The following is a 14518-nucleotide window of genomic DNA, read 5'->3' as shown; positions in this document are numbered from 1 at the left end:
CGAGGTCCTCCCACCCCCGGGTGTCACGGGGTTGCCCGGCCCGTATATTCGCCGTAACCGGCACACACGACGCGATACGGAAGAAACGGGAGCAGTCGTGGAGATCCTCGCATTCGGCGTGCAGTCCGACGAGAAGCCCCTCATGGAGAAGGCGTTCGCGGGTCATCACGAGGTCCGCTGCCTGGACGTCTTCCTCAACGAGGACACGGCACCCATCGCGGCCGGCTACGAGATCATCTCCACCAGCGTCAACGCCACCCTGGACAACCGCGTCCTGCAGACCCTCGCCGCCGGAGGCACGCAGCTGATCACCCAGCGCTCCACGGGGTTCAACAACATCGACCTCGAGGTCGCCGAGCGCCTCGGCCTGACCGTCGCCCGCGTCTCGTACTACTCGCCGTACTCCGTCGCCGAGTTCGCCTGGACCCTGGCGATGGCCGTCAACCGCCGCATCGTCCGCGCCTCCAACCGCACCCGCGACTTCGACTTCAGGCTCGACGGGCTGATGGGCCGCGACCTGCGCGGTCGCACCGTAGGCGTCCTCGGCACCGGCAAGATCGGCGAGGCGTTCACCCGGATCGCCCACGGCTTCGGCATGAAGCTCCTCGGCTGGGACATCGCCGAGAACCCGGCCTGCGTCGAACTCGGCATGAAATACGTCGACAAGGAGCGCCTCTTCACCGAGGCCGACCTGATCAGCCTGCACGTACCCCTGCTCCCCGCCACCGAGCGCATCGTCGGCAGCGCCGCCCTGCGCACCATGAAGGACGACGCGATCCTGGTGAACTCCAGCCGCGGCGGCCTCATCGACACCAAGGCGCTCGTCTCCGAGCTGCGCGAGGGCCGCTTCACCGGCGTCGGCCTCGACGTGTACGAGGCCGAGGCCGGGCTCTTCTTCCTCGACAAGTCGCTCGACGTCGTCGAGGACGACACCCTGGCCCGCCTCGTCACCTTCCCGAACGTCCTGGTCACATCGCACCAGGCGTACTACACCGTGGACGCGGTGAGCCAGATCATCGAGACCACGGTGGCCAACGTCCTCGACTATCAGGCGGGCCGGCGCTCCGAGAACGTCCTCGTGCCCTCCGCGCCCAAGAGCTGACCCAGCAGCTCCCGCACGACGTCCGCCCCGCGCAGCGACAGCACCGACTCCGGGTGGAACTGAACCCCCGCCACTGCATTTTTTGGCGCGCCTCCGGCACGACCCGGCCCGCGCAGCGCGTGCACCTCGCCGCTCGCCGCGTCCCGGCTCACCTCGATGCCGTGCGCGGCCAGCTCCATCGCCGCGTCGTCGTCGCAGCGCGCCACGAAGCTGTTGTAGAACCCGACGGTCTCGGTCCGCCCGAACAGATCGACGTCCGTCTGCGCGCCCTGGTACGGCACCTCCTTGCGGACGATCTCAAGCCCCAGCTCGGCCGCGATCAGCTCATGGCCGAGACACACGCCGAGCACGCCGTGCCGGTGATCACGCAGCACCTCGGCGGTCAGCGCGCGCAGGAAACGCATCTTCGGGTCCGTCTCGTCGGAGGGGTTGCCAGGTCCCGGGCCCAGGACGACGGGGCCCTCGTGGGCGAGCACGGCGTCCCGCAGCCCCGGCTCGTTGTAGCGCCGCACGGAGACGGTGAGGCCCGACGACCGCAGCAGATGCGCCAGCATCGCCGTGAACGTGTCCTCGGCGTCCACCACGAGCGCGTGCCCCTCCAGGGCCGCCGCCTTCTCCTGCATCCGCAGCCAGAACGGCGCCAGCGCAGCCCGCCGCCCGTCGAGCGCCGCCTGCACCCGCGGATCGTCGGCGAGCGCGGGCCGCACGCCCTCGCCGCGCGGCCGCCCGGGCCGCACCCCCAGCGCGGCCAGCACCCCGGCCGCCTTCGCGTGCGTCTCCTGGACCTCGCTCGCCGGGTCCGAGCCGCGCACCAGCGTCGCCCCGACCGGCACCCGCAGCTTCCCGCCTGCGTCGATGTCGGCCGTACGGATCAGGATCGGGGAGTCCAGGGTCTGCGCCCCGCCCGCGTCCCGCCCGATCAGCGCGAGCGCCCCCGCGTAATAGCCGCGCCCACCCACTTCGTGCCGCTCGATCACCCGGCAGGCGTTCTGCACCGGCGACCCCGTGACGGTCGCCGCGAACATGGTTTCCTTCAGCACCTCGCGCACGTCCAGCGAGGACCGGCCCCTCAACTCGTACTCCGTGTGAGCGAGATGTGCCATCTCCTTCAGGCGCGGGCCGATCACGACCCCGCCCATGTCGCCGACGGTGCACATCATCTTGAGCTCCTCGTCGACGACCATCGACAGCTCCTCGATTTCCTTGCCGTCGGCGAGGAAATCCAGCAGGTGCTCGGGCGTCGGGCCCTCGGCCGGGTAGCGATAGGTCCCGCTGATCGGGTTCATCACGACCGTGCCGCCGCTCATCCGCACATGCACCTCGGGGCTCGCCCCGACCAGCGTCCGCCCGCCCGTCGCCCGCCCCCGCCCTTCCGGGGAAGTCCCTTCGGTCCCCTGCTGATTTCCGGTGTGCACGACGAACGTCCAGTACGCGCCCCGCTCCCCGGCGAGCAGCCGCCGGAACAGCGCGAGCGCGTCCGCCCGCCCGAACCCGCGGATCGCGCCTTCGTACGTCCGCCGGATCACGAAGTTCGCGCCCTCGCCCTGCCCGATCTCCTCGCGCAGGACCCGCTCCACGATGTCCGAGTACGCGGCGTCGTCCACGTCGAAGCCCCCGTCCGACACGCGGACGTCATGGGCCGGCAGCTGCGCAAGGACGTCGGCCAGCGGCAGCTCGTACGTCTGGTCGGGGGTGAGCACCGTGAGCGGGGTGCCGTCGTCGCGGACGTCGAAGCCGCGCTCCCTGATCTGCCGGAACGGCACGAGGGCGAGGCCCTCCGGAATGTCGGCGAGTCGCTCGTAGGTGTGCACGGGGCCGACCAGGAGCTCCACGATGTCGTGGTCGCGGCCGGGCGCGCGGCGGCGCAACAGGGCGAAGGGGCGGTCGTCGTGCAGCAGCTCGGACAGATCCATGGCGTGTGATTCCTCTTCCGGACTCCGGTTGCGGAGAGGAACGGCCAGGTCCCGGAAAACACTGAAGGCCGCCCTCGGGCGGCCTTCGCTTCGCTGTACGCGCAGTCAGTGGGCCGCTGGGTGAGCGGTCCACCACCAGTTACGGGTCGTGTGCGCGAACATGAGCGGCACCTTACCCGATCGGCAGCTCATCTGTGGACGACGCGTCTCAAAGGGTGAGCGGTCGGCTGGACAGCCGACCTGACCCCGTAATGTTGAGGATGTGACCGTGAACGCTAAGACCAGCGCAAGCGCTGGCAACACCTGGCGAGACCTGCCCGCGGCGCAGCAGCCCGAGTACCCCGATGCCGAGGCTCTGCGCGATGTGATCGCGGAGCTCGAGTCGTATCCGCCGCTCGTCTTCGCGGGCGAGTGCGACCAGCTGCGCGCCCGACTGGCTGCCGTCGCCAAGGGAGAGGCGTTCCTCCTCCAGGGCGGCGACTGCGCCGAGGCCTTCGACGCCGTGTCGGCCGACCACATCCGCAACAAGCTCAAGACGCTGCTCCAGATGGGCGCCGTCCTCACGTACGCGGCCTCCGTGCCCGTCGTGAAGGTGGGCCGTATCGCGGGGCAGTACTCCAAGCCGCGCTCCAAGGGCACCGAGACCCGCGACGGCGTGACCCTGCCGACGTACCGCGGCGACTCGGTCAACGGCTTCGCTTTCAACGAGAAGGCCCGCATCCCGGACCCCGAGCGCCTGAAGCGGATGTACAACGCGTCCGCCTCCACGCTCAACCTGGTGCGCGCCTTCACCACCGGCGGCTACGCCGACCTGCGCCAGGTGCACGCCTGGAACCAGGACTTCGTGAAGTCGTCCCCGTCCGGCCAGCGCTACGAGCAGCTCGCCCGCGAGATCGACAACGCGCTGAACTTCATGCGGGCCTGCGGCACCGACCCGGCCGAGTTCCAGACGGTCGAGTTCTACGCCTCCCACGAGGCGCTGCTCCTCGACTACGAGTCGGCGCTGACCCGCGTGGACTCGCGTACGGGCAAGCTGTACGACGTGTCGGGCCACATGGTGTGGATCGGTGAGCGCACCCGCCAGCTCGACGGCGCGCACATCGAGTTCGCCTCGAAGATCAGCAACCCGATCGGCATCAAGCTCGGCCCGACGACGACGGCCGAGGACGCGCTGCAGTACATCGAGCGCCTCGACCCGGACCGCGAGCCCGGCCGCCTGACCTTCATCGTCCGCATGGGCGCCGACAAGGTCCGCGACAAGCTCCCGGAGCTGGTCGAGAAGGTCACCGCCTCCGGCGCGACCGTCGCATGGATCACCGACCCGATGCACGGCAACACGTACGAGGCGGCCTCGGGCCACAAGACCCGCCGCTTCGACGACGTGCTCGACGAGGTCAAGGGCTTCTTCGAGGTCCACAAGGCGCTCGGCACCCACCCGGGCGGCATCCATGTCGAGCTCACCGGTGACGACGTCACCGAGTGCGTGGGCGGCGGCGACGAGATCTTCGTCGACGATCTGCACCAGCGCTACGAGACGGCCTGCGACCCGCGCCTGAACCGCAGCCAGTCCCTCGACCTGGCGTTCCTGGTGGCGGAGATGTACCGCGACCAGTGATCCCGCAGTAAATCGCCGTGGGGCGCGGATCACATCGATCCGCGCCCCACGGCACTTTTGTGCTCCGCACCCGGCGGGTAAGGTTAGGTTAGCCTCACCGTTCATTAGGGCGGGAGCAACGAACCGGTCCTGATCGCTGGGAGGTGAACCGCGTGTACGTCTGCAACTGCTTCGGTGTGACCGAGGACCAGGTCAAGAAGCACGCGGACGGCGGTGCGTGCACCCCCCGCCAGATAGCGTCGGCCTGCAAGGCCGGCACGGACTGCGGCTCGTGTGTACGCCGCATTCAGGCGCTGCTCGGCCGTGGGAGCTGCCCGCGCCGCGAGCTGGTCGAGCAGGGAAGGCCCGTCCTGACGGCCGACCCCAACGCCCTCGTGGACCTTCCGGACGCCGCCTGAGGCTCCGCCTGAGTATGTGCGGCCGCTAACTGTCCGGCTGCTCGATCTGCTGGGCCAGGTACAGCGCCTCACCGAGACTCTCGATCAGCTCCAGCTGGGTGTCCAGATAGTCGATGTGGTGCTCCTCGTCCTCCAGGATGTCCTCGAAGATCCGCGCCGACGTCACATCGCCCTTGGCCCGCATGACGTCGATGCCGCGCTTGAGGCGGTCGATCGCCTCGACCTCGACCTGGCGGTCGGCCTGGAACATCTCCGTGACGGTCTGCCCGACCCGTACGTGGAAGAGCCGCTGGTAGTTCGGCAGGGCGTCGAGGAAGAGAATCCGTTCCGTCAGCCGGTCCGCGTGCTTCATCTCGTCGATGGACTCTGCACGGGTGTACTTCGCGAGCTTGGTCCAACCGTTGTTGTCCTGGATCCGGTAGTGGAGCCAGTACTGGTTGATGGCCGTCAGCTCGCCCGTGAGCTGCTCGTTGAGGAATTCGATGACCTCGGGGTCGCCCTGCATCGCAGAGGCTCCTTCCACGTGGTGGACTGGGCAGATTTCGCGCATCCTCGCACCGGCACCGAAAACCGTCCAGTAAGTGCATGCTTAGTAGGAGTTGCCCTTTTCGGAGGTGGCCGGGCTCTCGCTGGTCACGGCCACTGCCCGGGGTCTGTCAGGATGGAGGCATGGGTCAGCCGGTGGGTCGCGAGTCTGGGGGAGCAGTGCAGTCGGAGCTTCCACCGGGACAGCGTCTCCAGCGGGGCTGGCCGGTCACCCACTACGGCCCGGTGCCCAAGTTCCGCCCCGAACGCTGGGAGTTCAGAGTCTTCGGCGCCACGGCCGACGGGGACAAGCGCTGCTGGACCCACGAGGAGTTCTCCGCCCTGCCCTACGGCACGGTCGTGGCAGATCTGCACTGCGTCACGAAGTTCAGCATGCTCGGCGCGGAGTGGGGCGGCGTGCACGCCGCGACGATTCTCGAGCTGGCGCCGCCCGCGCCCGCCGTCACCCATGTGATGGTCTGGGCCGAGTACGGGTTCAGCGCGAATCTCCGCCTCGAGGACTTCGCCGCCGACCGCACGATCTTCGCCACCCACAAGGACGGCGAACTCCTCACCGCGGAACACGGCTTCCCGCTCCGCCTCGTCGTGCCCCATCTGTACGCCTGGAAGGGCCCGAAGTGGGTCCGCGGCATCGAGTACATGACGGCCGACCGTCGCGGCTTCTGGGAGGAGCGCGGCTATCACAACGTCGGCGACCCCTGGCGGGAGCAGCGTTACTCGTACCAGGAAGGGCCCGGGGACGGCCCCGAGCTCTGAGTCCTGGCGCTTCCCTTGCGGTCTGTCAGTGGTCGTACGATCCGTCAGTGGTGGTACTGGTGCACCACCGCGTGGCCCTTGCCGCGGCCGATCATCCACTTGTTGACCGGCGTGGTCACGACGAAGGCGATGGCCAGTGAGGCCGCAAGCGCGCCCCAGAACAGGCCGTCCGACAGACGGGCGTCCATCGCGCTCGGCCACAGTGCGATCACGCCGTTGTCGATCAGCTCCATGACGGCGATGGACAGGGTGTCCGCGGCGAGCGCGACCCGGAACGCGGTCCTGAAGTCGACGCCGGCCTTCAGGACGCTGCGCAGCGTGAGCGAGTAGCCGAAGAAGAACGCGAGCACGATCGCCAGGATCATCGTCGGCATGTTGCCCCAGCCGAACGCCGTGCCGATCACCATGCCGAGGACCTCGCCGATGGCGCACCCCGTGAGGCAGTGGAGGGTCGCCTGCGCGGCCATGGACCAGCTGACCTTGCCGAGGCCGTGCCCGACGTGGGTGTGACCGGAGTGCTCGTGCTGCTCGTGGTGTGCGTGCCCGGCGTGCGTCTCGTGCTGCATGAGTTCCCCCAACGTCGGAGAGCGGTTCCTGTCGCCGACAAGAACCGTATACCCCCTGGGGGTATTCCTCAAGTGATCTTCTAGCCCTTCCGCAGCTCCTTCAGACGGGCCACGTCCGTCGCGTGGCCCACCTTGCCGCCGGGCGTCTCGATGATCAGCGGCACGTTCTCGGTCGCCGGGTGGGCCATCAGCGCGCGGAACGGCTCGGCGCCGATGTGGCCGGAGCCGATGTTCTCGTGGCGGTCCTTGTGTGCGCCGGCGACGTCCTTGGAGTCGTTGGCGTGGATCAGCTTGAGGCGGCCCTCGCCCACGGTGTCCACCAGCAGGTCCAGGGTCTGGTTCATGCCGGCGGGGCCCGTCAGGTCGTGGCCCGCCGCGAAGATGTGGCACGTGTCCAGGCAGACACCCAGTTTCGGATGCGCGTCCAGTGCGTCGAAGTACGGCCCGAAGTCCCAGGTCCGCGAGCACAGCGAAGAGCCCTGGCCCGCGGTCGACTCCAGGAGGAGGTACGGGTCGTCGTCATGGGTCAGCTCGTCGAGGAGCGGCAGCATCCGCTCCCGCACCTGCGCGAGCGCCACCTCACGCGCACGGCCGCCGGTCGCCGAACCCGTGTGCACGACGACGCCGAGCGCGCCTATCTCGCGGGCCCGGCGCAGCGAGTGCCGCAGCGACTCCACGGACTTCTCCACGGTCGCCTCGGTGTGCGAGCCGAAGTTGATCAGATAGGGCGCGTGGACGTACGCCGGGATGTCCTCGGCGGCGCAGGCCGCGCGGAACGCCTCGTCCTGTTTCGGATTGCCGGGCGGCGTCGCCCAGCCGCGCGGGTTGGCGACGAAGACCTGGACGGTCTCGGCGCCGAGCTCGCGCGCGTACGAAAGCCCTACGGAGGCCAGGCCGCCGGCGACGGGGACATGGCCGCCGACCGGGTTACGGGATGCGGTGTCGGTGCTGCTCACCCGTCAAGGGTGGCACGCGCGCGTGCCTGTCCCGTCAGCGGATCTGGATGGTGATCGTCGACCCCTTCGGGGCTTCGTCACCGCCCTTCACGGACTGCTTCTTCACGGTGTCGCCGAAAATACCGAGCAGGCCGCGGTCGTTCTCGACCTCGAAGCCGCGGGCCTCGAGCTTCTGGTGGGCGTCGTCGACGCTCATGCCCACGACGTCGGGGACCTCGACCATTTCCGGGCCCTTGGAGATCGTCAGGGTGACCGTGTCCCCCTCGCCGAGCCGCTTGCCCTCGACGGGGGACTGTCCGGCGACGCTGCCCCTGTCCTCGTCCGAGTACGCCCGCTGCGTGGCGATCTCGGCCTTCAGGCCCACGTCCTGCAGGTCGGCGATGGCGTCCTCCTCGGACTCGCCCGTCACGTCCGGGACGTCCACCGCGCTGCCCCTGCTGACCACGAGCGCGATGGCCGAGCCGGCCTTGCGCGTGGTGCCGGACTCCGGGTCCGTGGCGAGCACTGCCCCCTTGGGGACGTCCTCGTCGAAATCCTTGGTGACCATGCCGGGCTCCAGGCCCGCGTCCTTCAGCCGACGCTCCGCCTTGCCGAGGGGCGTGCCCTGGAGGTCGGGGACCTTCACGGTCTCCGGACCCAGGGACACTGTCAGATCCACCGCCCCGTTGTCCCGGATGCGGGCGCCCACCTCGGGGTCGCTGGCGATCACGGTGCCGCGCTGCACGGTGTCGCTGTACGCACGCTTGACGTGCCCGAGGTCGAGGCCGGCCTCGCCGAGCCGCTCCCTGGCCTGCGTCTGTGTCTTGGCGAGCAGCGGCGGGACCTTCGTGAACTGGCCCGAGTTGATGTACCAGACGCCCGCGCCGAGGCCGAGGGCGAGCAGCACGGCCGCGACGGCCGCGAGCACACCGCGTCGCGGACGTCGCCTCCGGGAAGGGGCGGGCGGCGGGGGCGGCGTCTCGAAGCGGCTCGTGCGGTTCAGCTCCGCCTGCGGGTCCTGGTCGTCGGCGGGCAGCGGGAGCTGTACGCCCCTGGTCCGCAGTGCCCGCGGGATCACGCTCGTACGGTCGTCGGAGATGTCACGGTCCCCGAGGTCCTCGGGGCGTGCGGCCGGCGGCACCGCGTCGAGCTGCGCGTCCGTGAGGGCGGCCCTGGCCGCCCTGACCTGGGCGAGCAGCGCCACCGCGTCGTACGGCCTGAGGTCGGGCGTGCGCGCGGTCGCGGACGCGACGAGCTCGTCCAGCTCCGCGGGCAGGCCGGGAACGGACGCGGACGGGGGCGGCACGTCCTCGTTCAGGTGCTGGTAGAGGACCTGGGCGGGGGAGTCGCCCGAGTGCGGCTTGGCGCCCGTGAGTATCTCGTAGAGCACCACCCCGCACGCGTACACGTCGACGCGGGGGTCCGCGGTGCCCGACTCGATCTGCTCGGGGGCGAGATAGGAGACGGTGCCGAGGACGGAGCCCGTCGTGTTGGTGATGGTGTCCACGGCCCGTACGAGGCCGAAGTCCGCCACCTTCACGCGGCCGTCGTCCCCTATGAGGACGTTCTCCGGCTTCATGTCGCGGTGCACGAATCCCGCGCGGTGCGCGGCGCCGAGCGCGGCGAGGACCGGCTCCAGGATGTCGAGTGCGGCGCGCGGCCGCAGTGCCCCGCGGTCCCTCAGGACGTCCCGCAGGGTGCAGCCCGCGACGTACTCCATCGCCAGATAGACGTACTGGCCGTCCGCGCCCTGGTCGAAGACCCCGACCACATTCGGGTGGGAGAGCCGGGCGACGGACTTGGCCTCGCGGATGAAGCGCTCGACGAACGAGACATCGGCGGCGAGGGCCGGGTGCATCACCTTGAGCGCGAGCACGCGGTCGAGGCGGGTGTCCACGGCCCTGTAGACCGTGGCCATCCCGCCGACCGCGATGCGTGCGTCGACGCGGTACCGGCCGTCGAGCACCTGCCCGACGAGAGGGTCCTGAAGGGTCGTGTCCACGCAGGTGAGTGTACGAGCCGCCGCCGACACCCGGCTCCGCAGTCGTCCGCAGACGGCCGTACTGCAGCAGAGCTGTGACCGTGCCGTACGGCCCTCAGAACGCGGGCCGCTCCGGGTCGAGCCTGGCCATCCCGGACACGGGCGACGAGGCCTCGGCGAAGTGCCTGCGGGGGATACGGCCTGCCCGGAACGCCAGCCGCCCCGCCTCGACCGCGTGCCGCATGCCCTCCGCCATCAGGGTCGGCTCCTGCGCGCGGGTGACCGCCGAGGCGAGCATCACACCGGCGCACCCCAGCTCCATCGCGAGCGCCGCGTCGGACGCCGTCCCGGCGCCCGCGTCCAGGATCACCGGCACGCGCGCGTGCTCGGTGATCAGCTGGAAGTTGTGCGGGTTGCGGATGCCGAGCCCGGAGCCGATGGGGGAACCGAGCGGCATGACCGCGGCACAGCCCACGTCCTCCAGCTTCCGCGCGAGCACCGGGTCGTCGTTCGTGTACGGCAGCACGGTGAAGCCGTCGTCGACGAGGATCTCCGCCGCGTCCAGGAGCTCGATCGGGTCGGGCAGCAGGGTGCGCTCGTCCGCGATGACCTCCAGCTTGACCAGGTCGGTGCCGAGCGCCTCGCGCGCGAGGCGGGCGGTCAGAACGGCCTCACCGGCGGTGAAACAGCCCGCCGTGTTCGGCAGCACCTGGATCCCCAGCTTCTCCAGGACGGAGAGCACGGAGCCCTGCACGCTCGCGTCCACGCGCCGCATCGCGACGGTCGTCAGCTCCGTGCCGGACGCGACGAGAGAGCGTTCCAGGACGTCGAGGCTGGGCGCCCCGCCCGTGCCCATGATCAGCCGGGACGAGAAGGACGTACCGCCGATGACCAAGGAGTCGTCAGCCATGGGATCAGCCTCCCTGGACCGCGGTGAGGACCTCGACGCGGTCCCCGTCCGTGAGTGCGGTGACGGCCCACTGGGTGCGCGGGACGACGGTTTCGTTGAGTGCGGCGGCGACACCGGACGGCGCGCTGGTCAGCGCGGAGACGAGGACGTCGAGCGTGGTGCCCGGGGCGACCTGGCGGCCCTCGCCGTTCACGGATACGTGGGTGACGGACACGGTCATACGGACTGCTCCACAGAGACGGGTGCGGGGACGGCGTCGAAGCGCCGAGGGGTGAAGGGGCGGGCCACTTCGGGGAGTGCGCCGGTGGCGAGCGCGTGGGCCATGGAGTCGCCGGTGACCGGCGTGAGCAGCACACCGTTGCGGTAGTGGCCGGTGGCGAGCAGCAGGCCCGGCAGTGCGGTCGGGCCGAGGATCGGGGCGTTGTCGGGGGAGCAGGGGCGCAGGCCCGCGCGGGTCTCCGTGAGCGGCAGTTCCGTGATGCCGGGCACCAGCTCGTGGGCGTCGCGCAGCAGCTCGTAGACGCCGCCCGCGGTGACCGTCGTGTCCCAGCCGAGCTCCTCGCTGGTGGCCCCGACGACGAGCTCGCCGTTGACCCGGGGCACCAGGTAGAGGTTGCCGCCGCGCACGACGGCGCGCACGGTGCGGCTCAGGAACGGCGCGTACACCTTCGGCACGGTCAGGCGCAGCACCTGCCCCTTCACCGGGCGCACCGGCGGCAGCACGTCGTCCGGGACCCCGGCGAGCCTGCCGCTGAGGCTGCCGCCGGCGAGGACGACCTGGTCGGCGTCGAGCCCGGTGCCGTCGGCGAGTACCACGCCGCGCGCGCCCTCGCGGACGACTGTCAGCCGCTCGGCCCACCGCCGGTGGAACCGCACCCCGGACAGCTCGCAGGCCGCGACAAGGGCTTTCGCGAGGCGTCTCGGGTCGATCTGGTGGTCACCGTCGACGCGCAGGCCGCCCCGCACGGACGGGGCCAGCATCGGCTCGAGGCGCCGGCACTCACGGCCCGACAGCCACTCCGAGTCCAGGCCCGACTTGCGCTGGAGGGCGTGCAGTTCCCGAAGGTGTGCGCGGTCGTCCGAGTCGAGCGCGACGGCGAGGGTGCCGCACGCGCGGTAGCCGAGGTCGAGCCCGGTGGCCTCGGAGAGCTCGGCCGCGAACGCCGGATAGCGGCGCGCGGACTCCACGTTGAGGCCGAGGAGGGTCTGTTCGGCCTCTCCGTAGTGCAGTTCGGTGACGGCGGCGAGCATCCCGGCCGCCACCTGAGCGGCCCCGCCGCCCGGTTCGGGGTCCACGACCGCGGTGCGCAGCCCGCGCTGCGCGGCCCGCCACGCGGTGACGAGACCGATGATCCCGCCGCCCACGATCAGGACGTCGGAGCCTTCTGAAGTACGCGACATGGGCGTCCAGCCCCTCCCTTCGCCGGCATGACCCGGATCAGGTTCGTACGGTCGGAGGCCGTCCCAGCCTCCCTCTCAGCCCGGTACGTCCGGGCTCCCGCGAGTGCTTTACGGTGGCCACCCTAACCCCCTGAACCACTGCCCCGACGCCCAGTAAGGGAGCCCGCCCGCATGGCCCGCTCGCTCGACGGACTCGTCCTCGCCCCGGTCGCCGACCAGGCTCCAGGTCAGGTGGGTACGCGGACGCGGTTCACGTACCACGAGGAGGACGGCCGGATCTGGGCCGAGTACGCGGGCGGGGACGTGGTGCGCGGCCACCTCGTGGGCACCCGTGAGGGCGACCGGATCGACTTCAGGTACGTGCAGCTGAAGACGGACGCGACGACCTCCTCCGGGCACTGTGTCTCGCTCGTCGTGGACCTTCCCGACGGGCGGGTGCGGCTGGACGAGACGTGGGAGTGGGAGTCGCAGGCGGGCAGCGGGACGAGCGTCGTCGAAGAGGTCCACGGCGCCTGACCGCGGGAGCGCGGGCGGCCGGAGCGGTCAAACCGGCGGCCGGTGTGGAAGACGTCACGGGACCGGTGTGACGCGGCCCGCTGACTGACTGAACGTCAGGTGCATATGGTGATCCGGTGAGCGAGCAGACCCAGAACCAGGCACCGGCGCCCCAGGCAGGGCGGCACGTCGTCATCGTCGGCGCCGGGATGGCGGGGGTCCAGACCGCCGTGGCCCTGCGCGAACAGGGCTTCACCGGCGCCGTCACGCTGATCGGCGCCGAACCCCACCAGCCGTACGACCGGCCCCCGCTGTCCAAGGCCGTCCTGCTCGGCAAGGCCGAGGGGTCCGCCTTCGACGTCGACTTCGAAGCACTCGACATCACGCTCGAACTGGGCCGCGAGGTCACCGGCGTACGCCCCGCCGAGCACACCCTCGACACCGCCACCGGACCCGCCCCCTACGACGTCCTCGTCCTCGCGACCGGCGCCGAACCCATCAGGCTGCCCGGCACGGAGGACATCCCGGGCGTCCATCTGCTGCGCACGCTCGACGACGCCGAACGTCTGCGCCCCGTCCTCGCCGCGCAGCGCGACATCGTCGTCGTGGGCGCGGGCTGGATCGGCGCCGAGTTCGCCACCGCGGCCCGCGAGGCCGGATGCGCGGTCACCGTCGTCGAGGCGGCCGAGCGGCCGCTTGCCGGGGCGCTGCCCGAGGAGGTCGCCGCTCCCATGGCCGCCTGGTACGCGGACGCCGGGGCGGAACTGCGCACCCACGCGCGTGTGGAGCACGTCGAACCCGGTGCCGTCCTCCTCGACGACGGCACCCGGGTGCCCGCCGGAGCCGTAGTCGTCGGCATCGGGGCCCGCCCCGCCACCGGCTGGCTCACCGGCTCCGGCATCACGCTCGGCGCCCACCGCGAGGTCGTGGCGGACGACCGCCTGCGCACCTCCGAGCCCGATGTGTACGCGGTCGGTGACTGCTCGTCCTTCCCTTCGGGCCGGTACGGCGAGCGCCTGATGGTCCACCACTGGGACAACGCGCTCCAGGGCCCCCGCACGGTCGCCGCCAACATCATCGGCGAGACCCCGGCGACGTACGACCCGGTGCCGTACTTCTGGTCGGAGCAGTTCGGCCGCTTCGTGCAGTACGCCGGGCATCACGCGGCCGCCGACACCACCGTGTGGCGCGGCGACCCGCAGGGCGCGTCCTGGAGCGTGTGCTGGCTGCGCGAGAGCCGTCTCGTCGGCGTCCTCGCCGTGGGCCGCCCGCGCGACCTGGCGCAAGGGCGCAAGCTCATCGAGTCGGGCGCCCTGCTGGACCCGCAGGTCATCAGCGACCCGGCCCGTCCCCTGAAGGCCGCCGTCGTGTAACGGCCCCGCGCGGGCGAGGGGCCTTTTGCGCGGCCGCGTTTCCCACTGTCAGTCCGGGATGGCACGCTTGTCCTGTGACCGAGATTGACGCAAAGATCGATGCTCTCGTCCCCGAGTGGCTCACCCTCCCCGACATTGCCGAGCAGTTCGGCGTGGAGGTGACGCGCGTGCGGCAACTGGTGAAGGAAGGCCAGGTGATCGCCGTACGCCGCGGTGAGAACAGGGCGCTGCACGTGCCCGCCGCCTTCATCGACGGCGACAAGGTCGTCAAGGGCCTCACCGGGACGCTGACCCTGCTCAGGGACGACGGCTTCAACGACGAAGAGATGCTCGAGTGGCTCTTCACCCCCGACCCGACCCTGCCGGGCACCCCCGCGCAGGCGCTGAGCGAGAATCGCGGCACGGAGGTGAAGCGCCGCGCCCAGGCGCTCGCCGTCTGACCTGACAACCGTCCGGCGGGGGGGGGGGGGGGCCCCCCCCCCCCCCCCCCCCCCCCCCCCCGGGGGCCCCCCCCCCCCCCCCCCCCG

At 70.9% G+C, this 14518-nt stretch carries 16 protein-coding genes and 1 riboswitch; of the genes, 7 read left to right on the top strand and 9 right to left on the bottom strand.

Annotation, left to right across the window (positions count from 1 at the left end; genetic code table 11):
- Window positions 1-97 precede the first annotated feature (97 nt).
- A complete protein-coding gene (locus tag ACWFR4_RS01920) occupies window positions 98-1102 on the top strand; it encodes a 2-hydroxyacid dehydrogenase (protein ID WP_453468121.1) in 1005 nt (334 codons plus the stop codon).
- On the opposite strand, the gene ACWFR4_RS01915 is transcribed toward ACWFR4_RS01920, so the two are convergent.
- On the bottom strand, window positions 1048-3015 hold the full coding sequence (locus tag ACWFR4_RS01915) for an anthranilate synthase family protein (RefSeq protein ID WP_453650250.1): 1968 nt from the start codon (window positions 3013-3015) through the stop codon (window positions 1048-1050). The genes ACWFR4_RS01920 and ACWFR4_RS01915 overlap by 55 nt on opposite strands.
- Before the next feature lie 105 nt (window positions 3016-3120).
- Window positions 3121-3177 carry a trp operon leader peptide gene (locus ACWFR4_RS01910; RefSeq protein WP_351255831.1) on the bottom strand — a complete coding sequence of 19 codons (57 nt, stop codon included), beginning with the start codon at window positions 3175-3177 and terminating at the stop codon, window positions 3121-3123.
- Between the two features lie 100 nt (window positions 3178-3277).
- Between ACWFR4_RS01910 and ACWFR4_RS01905 the strand changes: the two genes are divergently transcribed.
- Window positions 3278-4630: a class II 3-deoxy-7-phosphoheptulonate synthase gene (locus ACWFR4_RS01905; RefSeq protein ID WP_453468119.1), complete on the top strand. Its 1353-nt coding sequence runs from the start codon at window positions 3278-3280 to the stop codon at window positions 4628-4630.
- A gap of 143 nt (window positions 4631-4773) precedes the next feature.
- On the top strand, window positions 4774-5028 hold the full coding sequence (locus tag ACWFR4_RS01900) for a (2Fe-2S)-binding protein (RefSeq protein WP_266565163.1): 255 nt from the start codon (window positions 4774-4776) through the stop codon (window positions 5026-5028).
- A gap of 25 nt (window positions 5029-5053) precedes the next feature.
- Here the strand turns inward: ACWFR4_RS01900 and bfr are convergent, their stop codons facing one another.
- Window positions 5054-5533: a bacterioferritin gene (gene bfr / locus ACWFR4_RS01895; RefSeq protein WP_116502549.1), complete on the bottom strand. Its 480-nt coding sequence runs from the start codon at window positions 5531-5533 to the stop codon at window positions 5054-5056.
- Between the two features lie 164 nt (window positions 5534-5697).
- Here bfr and ACWFR4_RS01890 point away from each other — a divergent pair, with 164 nt between their 5' ends.
- Window positions 5698-6330 carry a sulfite oxidase-like oxidoreductase gene (locus ACWFR4_RS01890; RefSeq protein ID WP_453650248.1) on the top strand — a complete coding sequence of 211 codons (633 nt, stop codon included), beginning with the start codon at window positions 5698-5700 and terminating at the stop codon, window positions 6328-6330.
- Window positions 6331-6374: 44 nt separating this feature from the next.
- Here ACWFR4_RS01890 and ACWFR4_RS01885 read toward each other — a convergent pair whose 3' ends face one another.
- The 6 genes from ACWFR4_RS01885 to thiO all read right to left on the bottom strand — a co-directional run bounded on the left by ACWFR4_RS01885 (window position 6375) and on the right by thiO (window position 12123).
- Window positions 6375-6896, bottom strand: coding sequence for a DUF4396 domain-containing protein (locus ACWFR4_RS01885; protein WP_453650246.1), 522 nt, complete (start codon window positions 6894-6896; stop codon window positions 6375-6377).
- Between the two features lie 80 nt (window positions 6897-6976).
- Window positions 6977-7852 carry a deoxyribonuclease IV gene (locus tag ACWFR4_RS01880; RefSeq protein WP_366119679.1) on the bottom strand — a complete coding sequence of 292 codons (876 nt, stop codon included), beginning with the start codon at window positions 7850-7852 and terminating at the stop codon, window positions 6977-6979.
- A 34-nt stretch (window positions 7853-7886) separates the two neighbouring features.
- Entirely contained in the window at window positions 7887-9833 is a 1947-nt protein-coding gene (gene pknB, locus ACWFR4_RS01875; protein WP_453650244.1) for a Stk1 family PASTA domain-containing Ser/Thr kinase, read from the bottom strand.
- 94 nt (window positions 9834-9927) lie between these two features.
- Window positions 9928-10722 carry a thiazole synthase gene (locus tag ACWFR4_RS01870; protein ID WP_116502554.1) on the bottom strand — a complete coding sequence of 265 codons (795 nt, stop codon included), beginning with the start codon at window positions 10720-10722 and terminating at the stop codon, window positions 9928-9930.
- Window positions 10723-10726: 4 nt separating this feature from the next.
- Window positions 10727-10942: a sulfur carrier protein ThiS gene (thiS, locus tag ACWFR4_RS01865; protein WP_266565175.1), complete on the bottom strand. Its 216-nt coding sequence runs from the start codon at window positions 10940-10942 to the stop codon at window positions 10727-10729.
- Window positions 10939-12123: a glycine oxidase ThiO gene (gene thiO / locus ACWFR4_RS01860; RefSeq protein ID WP_453650242.1), complete on the bottom strand. Its 1185-nt coding sequence runs from the start codon at window positions 12121-12123 to the stop codon at window positions 10939-10941. Before thiO ends, thiS begins: the two co-directional genes overlap by 4 nt.
- Window positions 12121-12234, bottom strand: a riboswitch (TPP riboswitch). It overlaps the preceding gene by 3 nt.
- A 60-nt stretch (window positions 12235-12294) precedes the next feature.
- On the opposite strand from thiO, the gene ACWFR4_RS01855 reads away from it, so the two are divergent.
- The 3 genes from ACWFR4_RS01855 to ACWFR4_RS01845 all read left to right on the top strand — a co-directional run bounded on the left by ACWFR4_RS01855 (window position 12295) and on the right by ACWFR4_RS01845 (window position 14431).
- Window positions 12295-12639: a hypothetical protein gene (locus tag ACWFR4_RS01855; protein ID WP_453468242.1), complete on the top strand. Its 345-nt coding sequence runs from the start codon at window positions 12295-12297 to the stop codon at window positions 12637-12639.
- A gap of 116 nt (window positions 12640-12755) precedes the next feature.
- Window positions 12756-13991: an NAD(P)/FAD-dependent oxidoreductase gene (locus ACWFR4_RS01850; protein WP_453650240.1), complete on the top strand. Its 1236-nt coding sequence runs from the start codon at window positions 12756-12758 to the stop codon at window positions 13989-13991.
- Between the two features lie 74 nt (window positions 13992-14065).
- The gene (locus tag ACWFR4_RS01845; RefSeq protein ID WP_116502558.1) at window positions 14066-14431 is read left to right on the top strand and encodes an Rv2175c family DNA-binding protein; all 366 of its coding nucleotides are present in this window, start codon (window positions 14066-14068) and stop codon (window positions 14429-14431) included.
- Window positions 14432-14518: the final 87 nt, after the last annotated feature.

The sequence above is a fragment of the Streptomyces sp. NPDC055140 genome (genome assembly GCF_053607285.1).
The sequence above is the reverse complement of the archived record's forward strand: the minus strand, read 5'-3'. Positions and strand labels throughout refer to the sequence as shown.

Excerpts from the sequence above, each read along its gene's own strand:
- ACWFR4_RS01870 (WP_116502554.1), bottom strand. The coding sequence starts at position 10,722 with ATGGCTGACGACTCCTTGGTCATCGGCGGTACGTCCTTCTCGTCCCGG.
- ACWFR4_RS01890 (WP_453650248.1), top strand. The coding sequence starts at position 5,698 with ATGGGTCAGCCGGTGGGTCGCGAGTCTGGGGGAGCAGTGCAGTCGGAG.
- ACWFR4_RS01855 (WP_453468242.1), top strand. The coding sequence starts at position 12,295 with ATGGCCCGCTCGCTCGACGGACTCGTCCTCGCCCCGGTCGCCGACCAG.
- bfr (WP_116502549.1), bottom strand. The coding sequence starts at position 5,533 with ATGCAGGGCGACCCCGAGGTCATCGAATTCCTCAACGAGCAGCTCACG.
- thiS (WP_266565175.1), bottom strand. The coding sequence starts at position 10,942 with ATGACCGTGTCCGTCACCCACGTATCCGTGAACGGCGAGGGCCGCCAG.
- thiO (WP_453650242.1), bottom strand. The coding sequence starts at position 12,123 with ATGTCGCGTACTTCAGAAGGCTCCGACGTCCTGATCGTGGGCGGCGGG.
- ACWFR4_RS01885 (WP_453650246.1), bottom strand. The coding sequence starts at position 6,896 with ATGCAGCACGAGACGCACGCCGGGCACGCACACCACGAGCAGCACGAG.
- ACWFR4_RS01915 (WP_453650250.1), bottom strand. The coding sequence starts at position 3,015 with ATGGATCTGTCCGAGCTGCTGCACGACGACCGCCCCTTCGCCCTGTTG.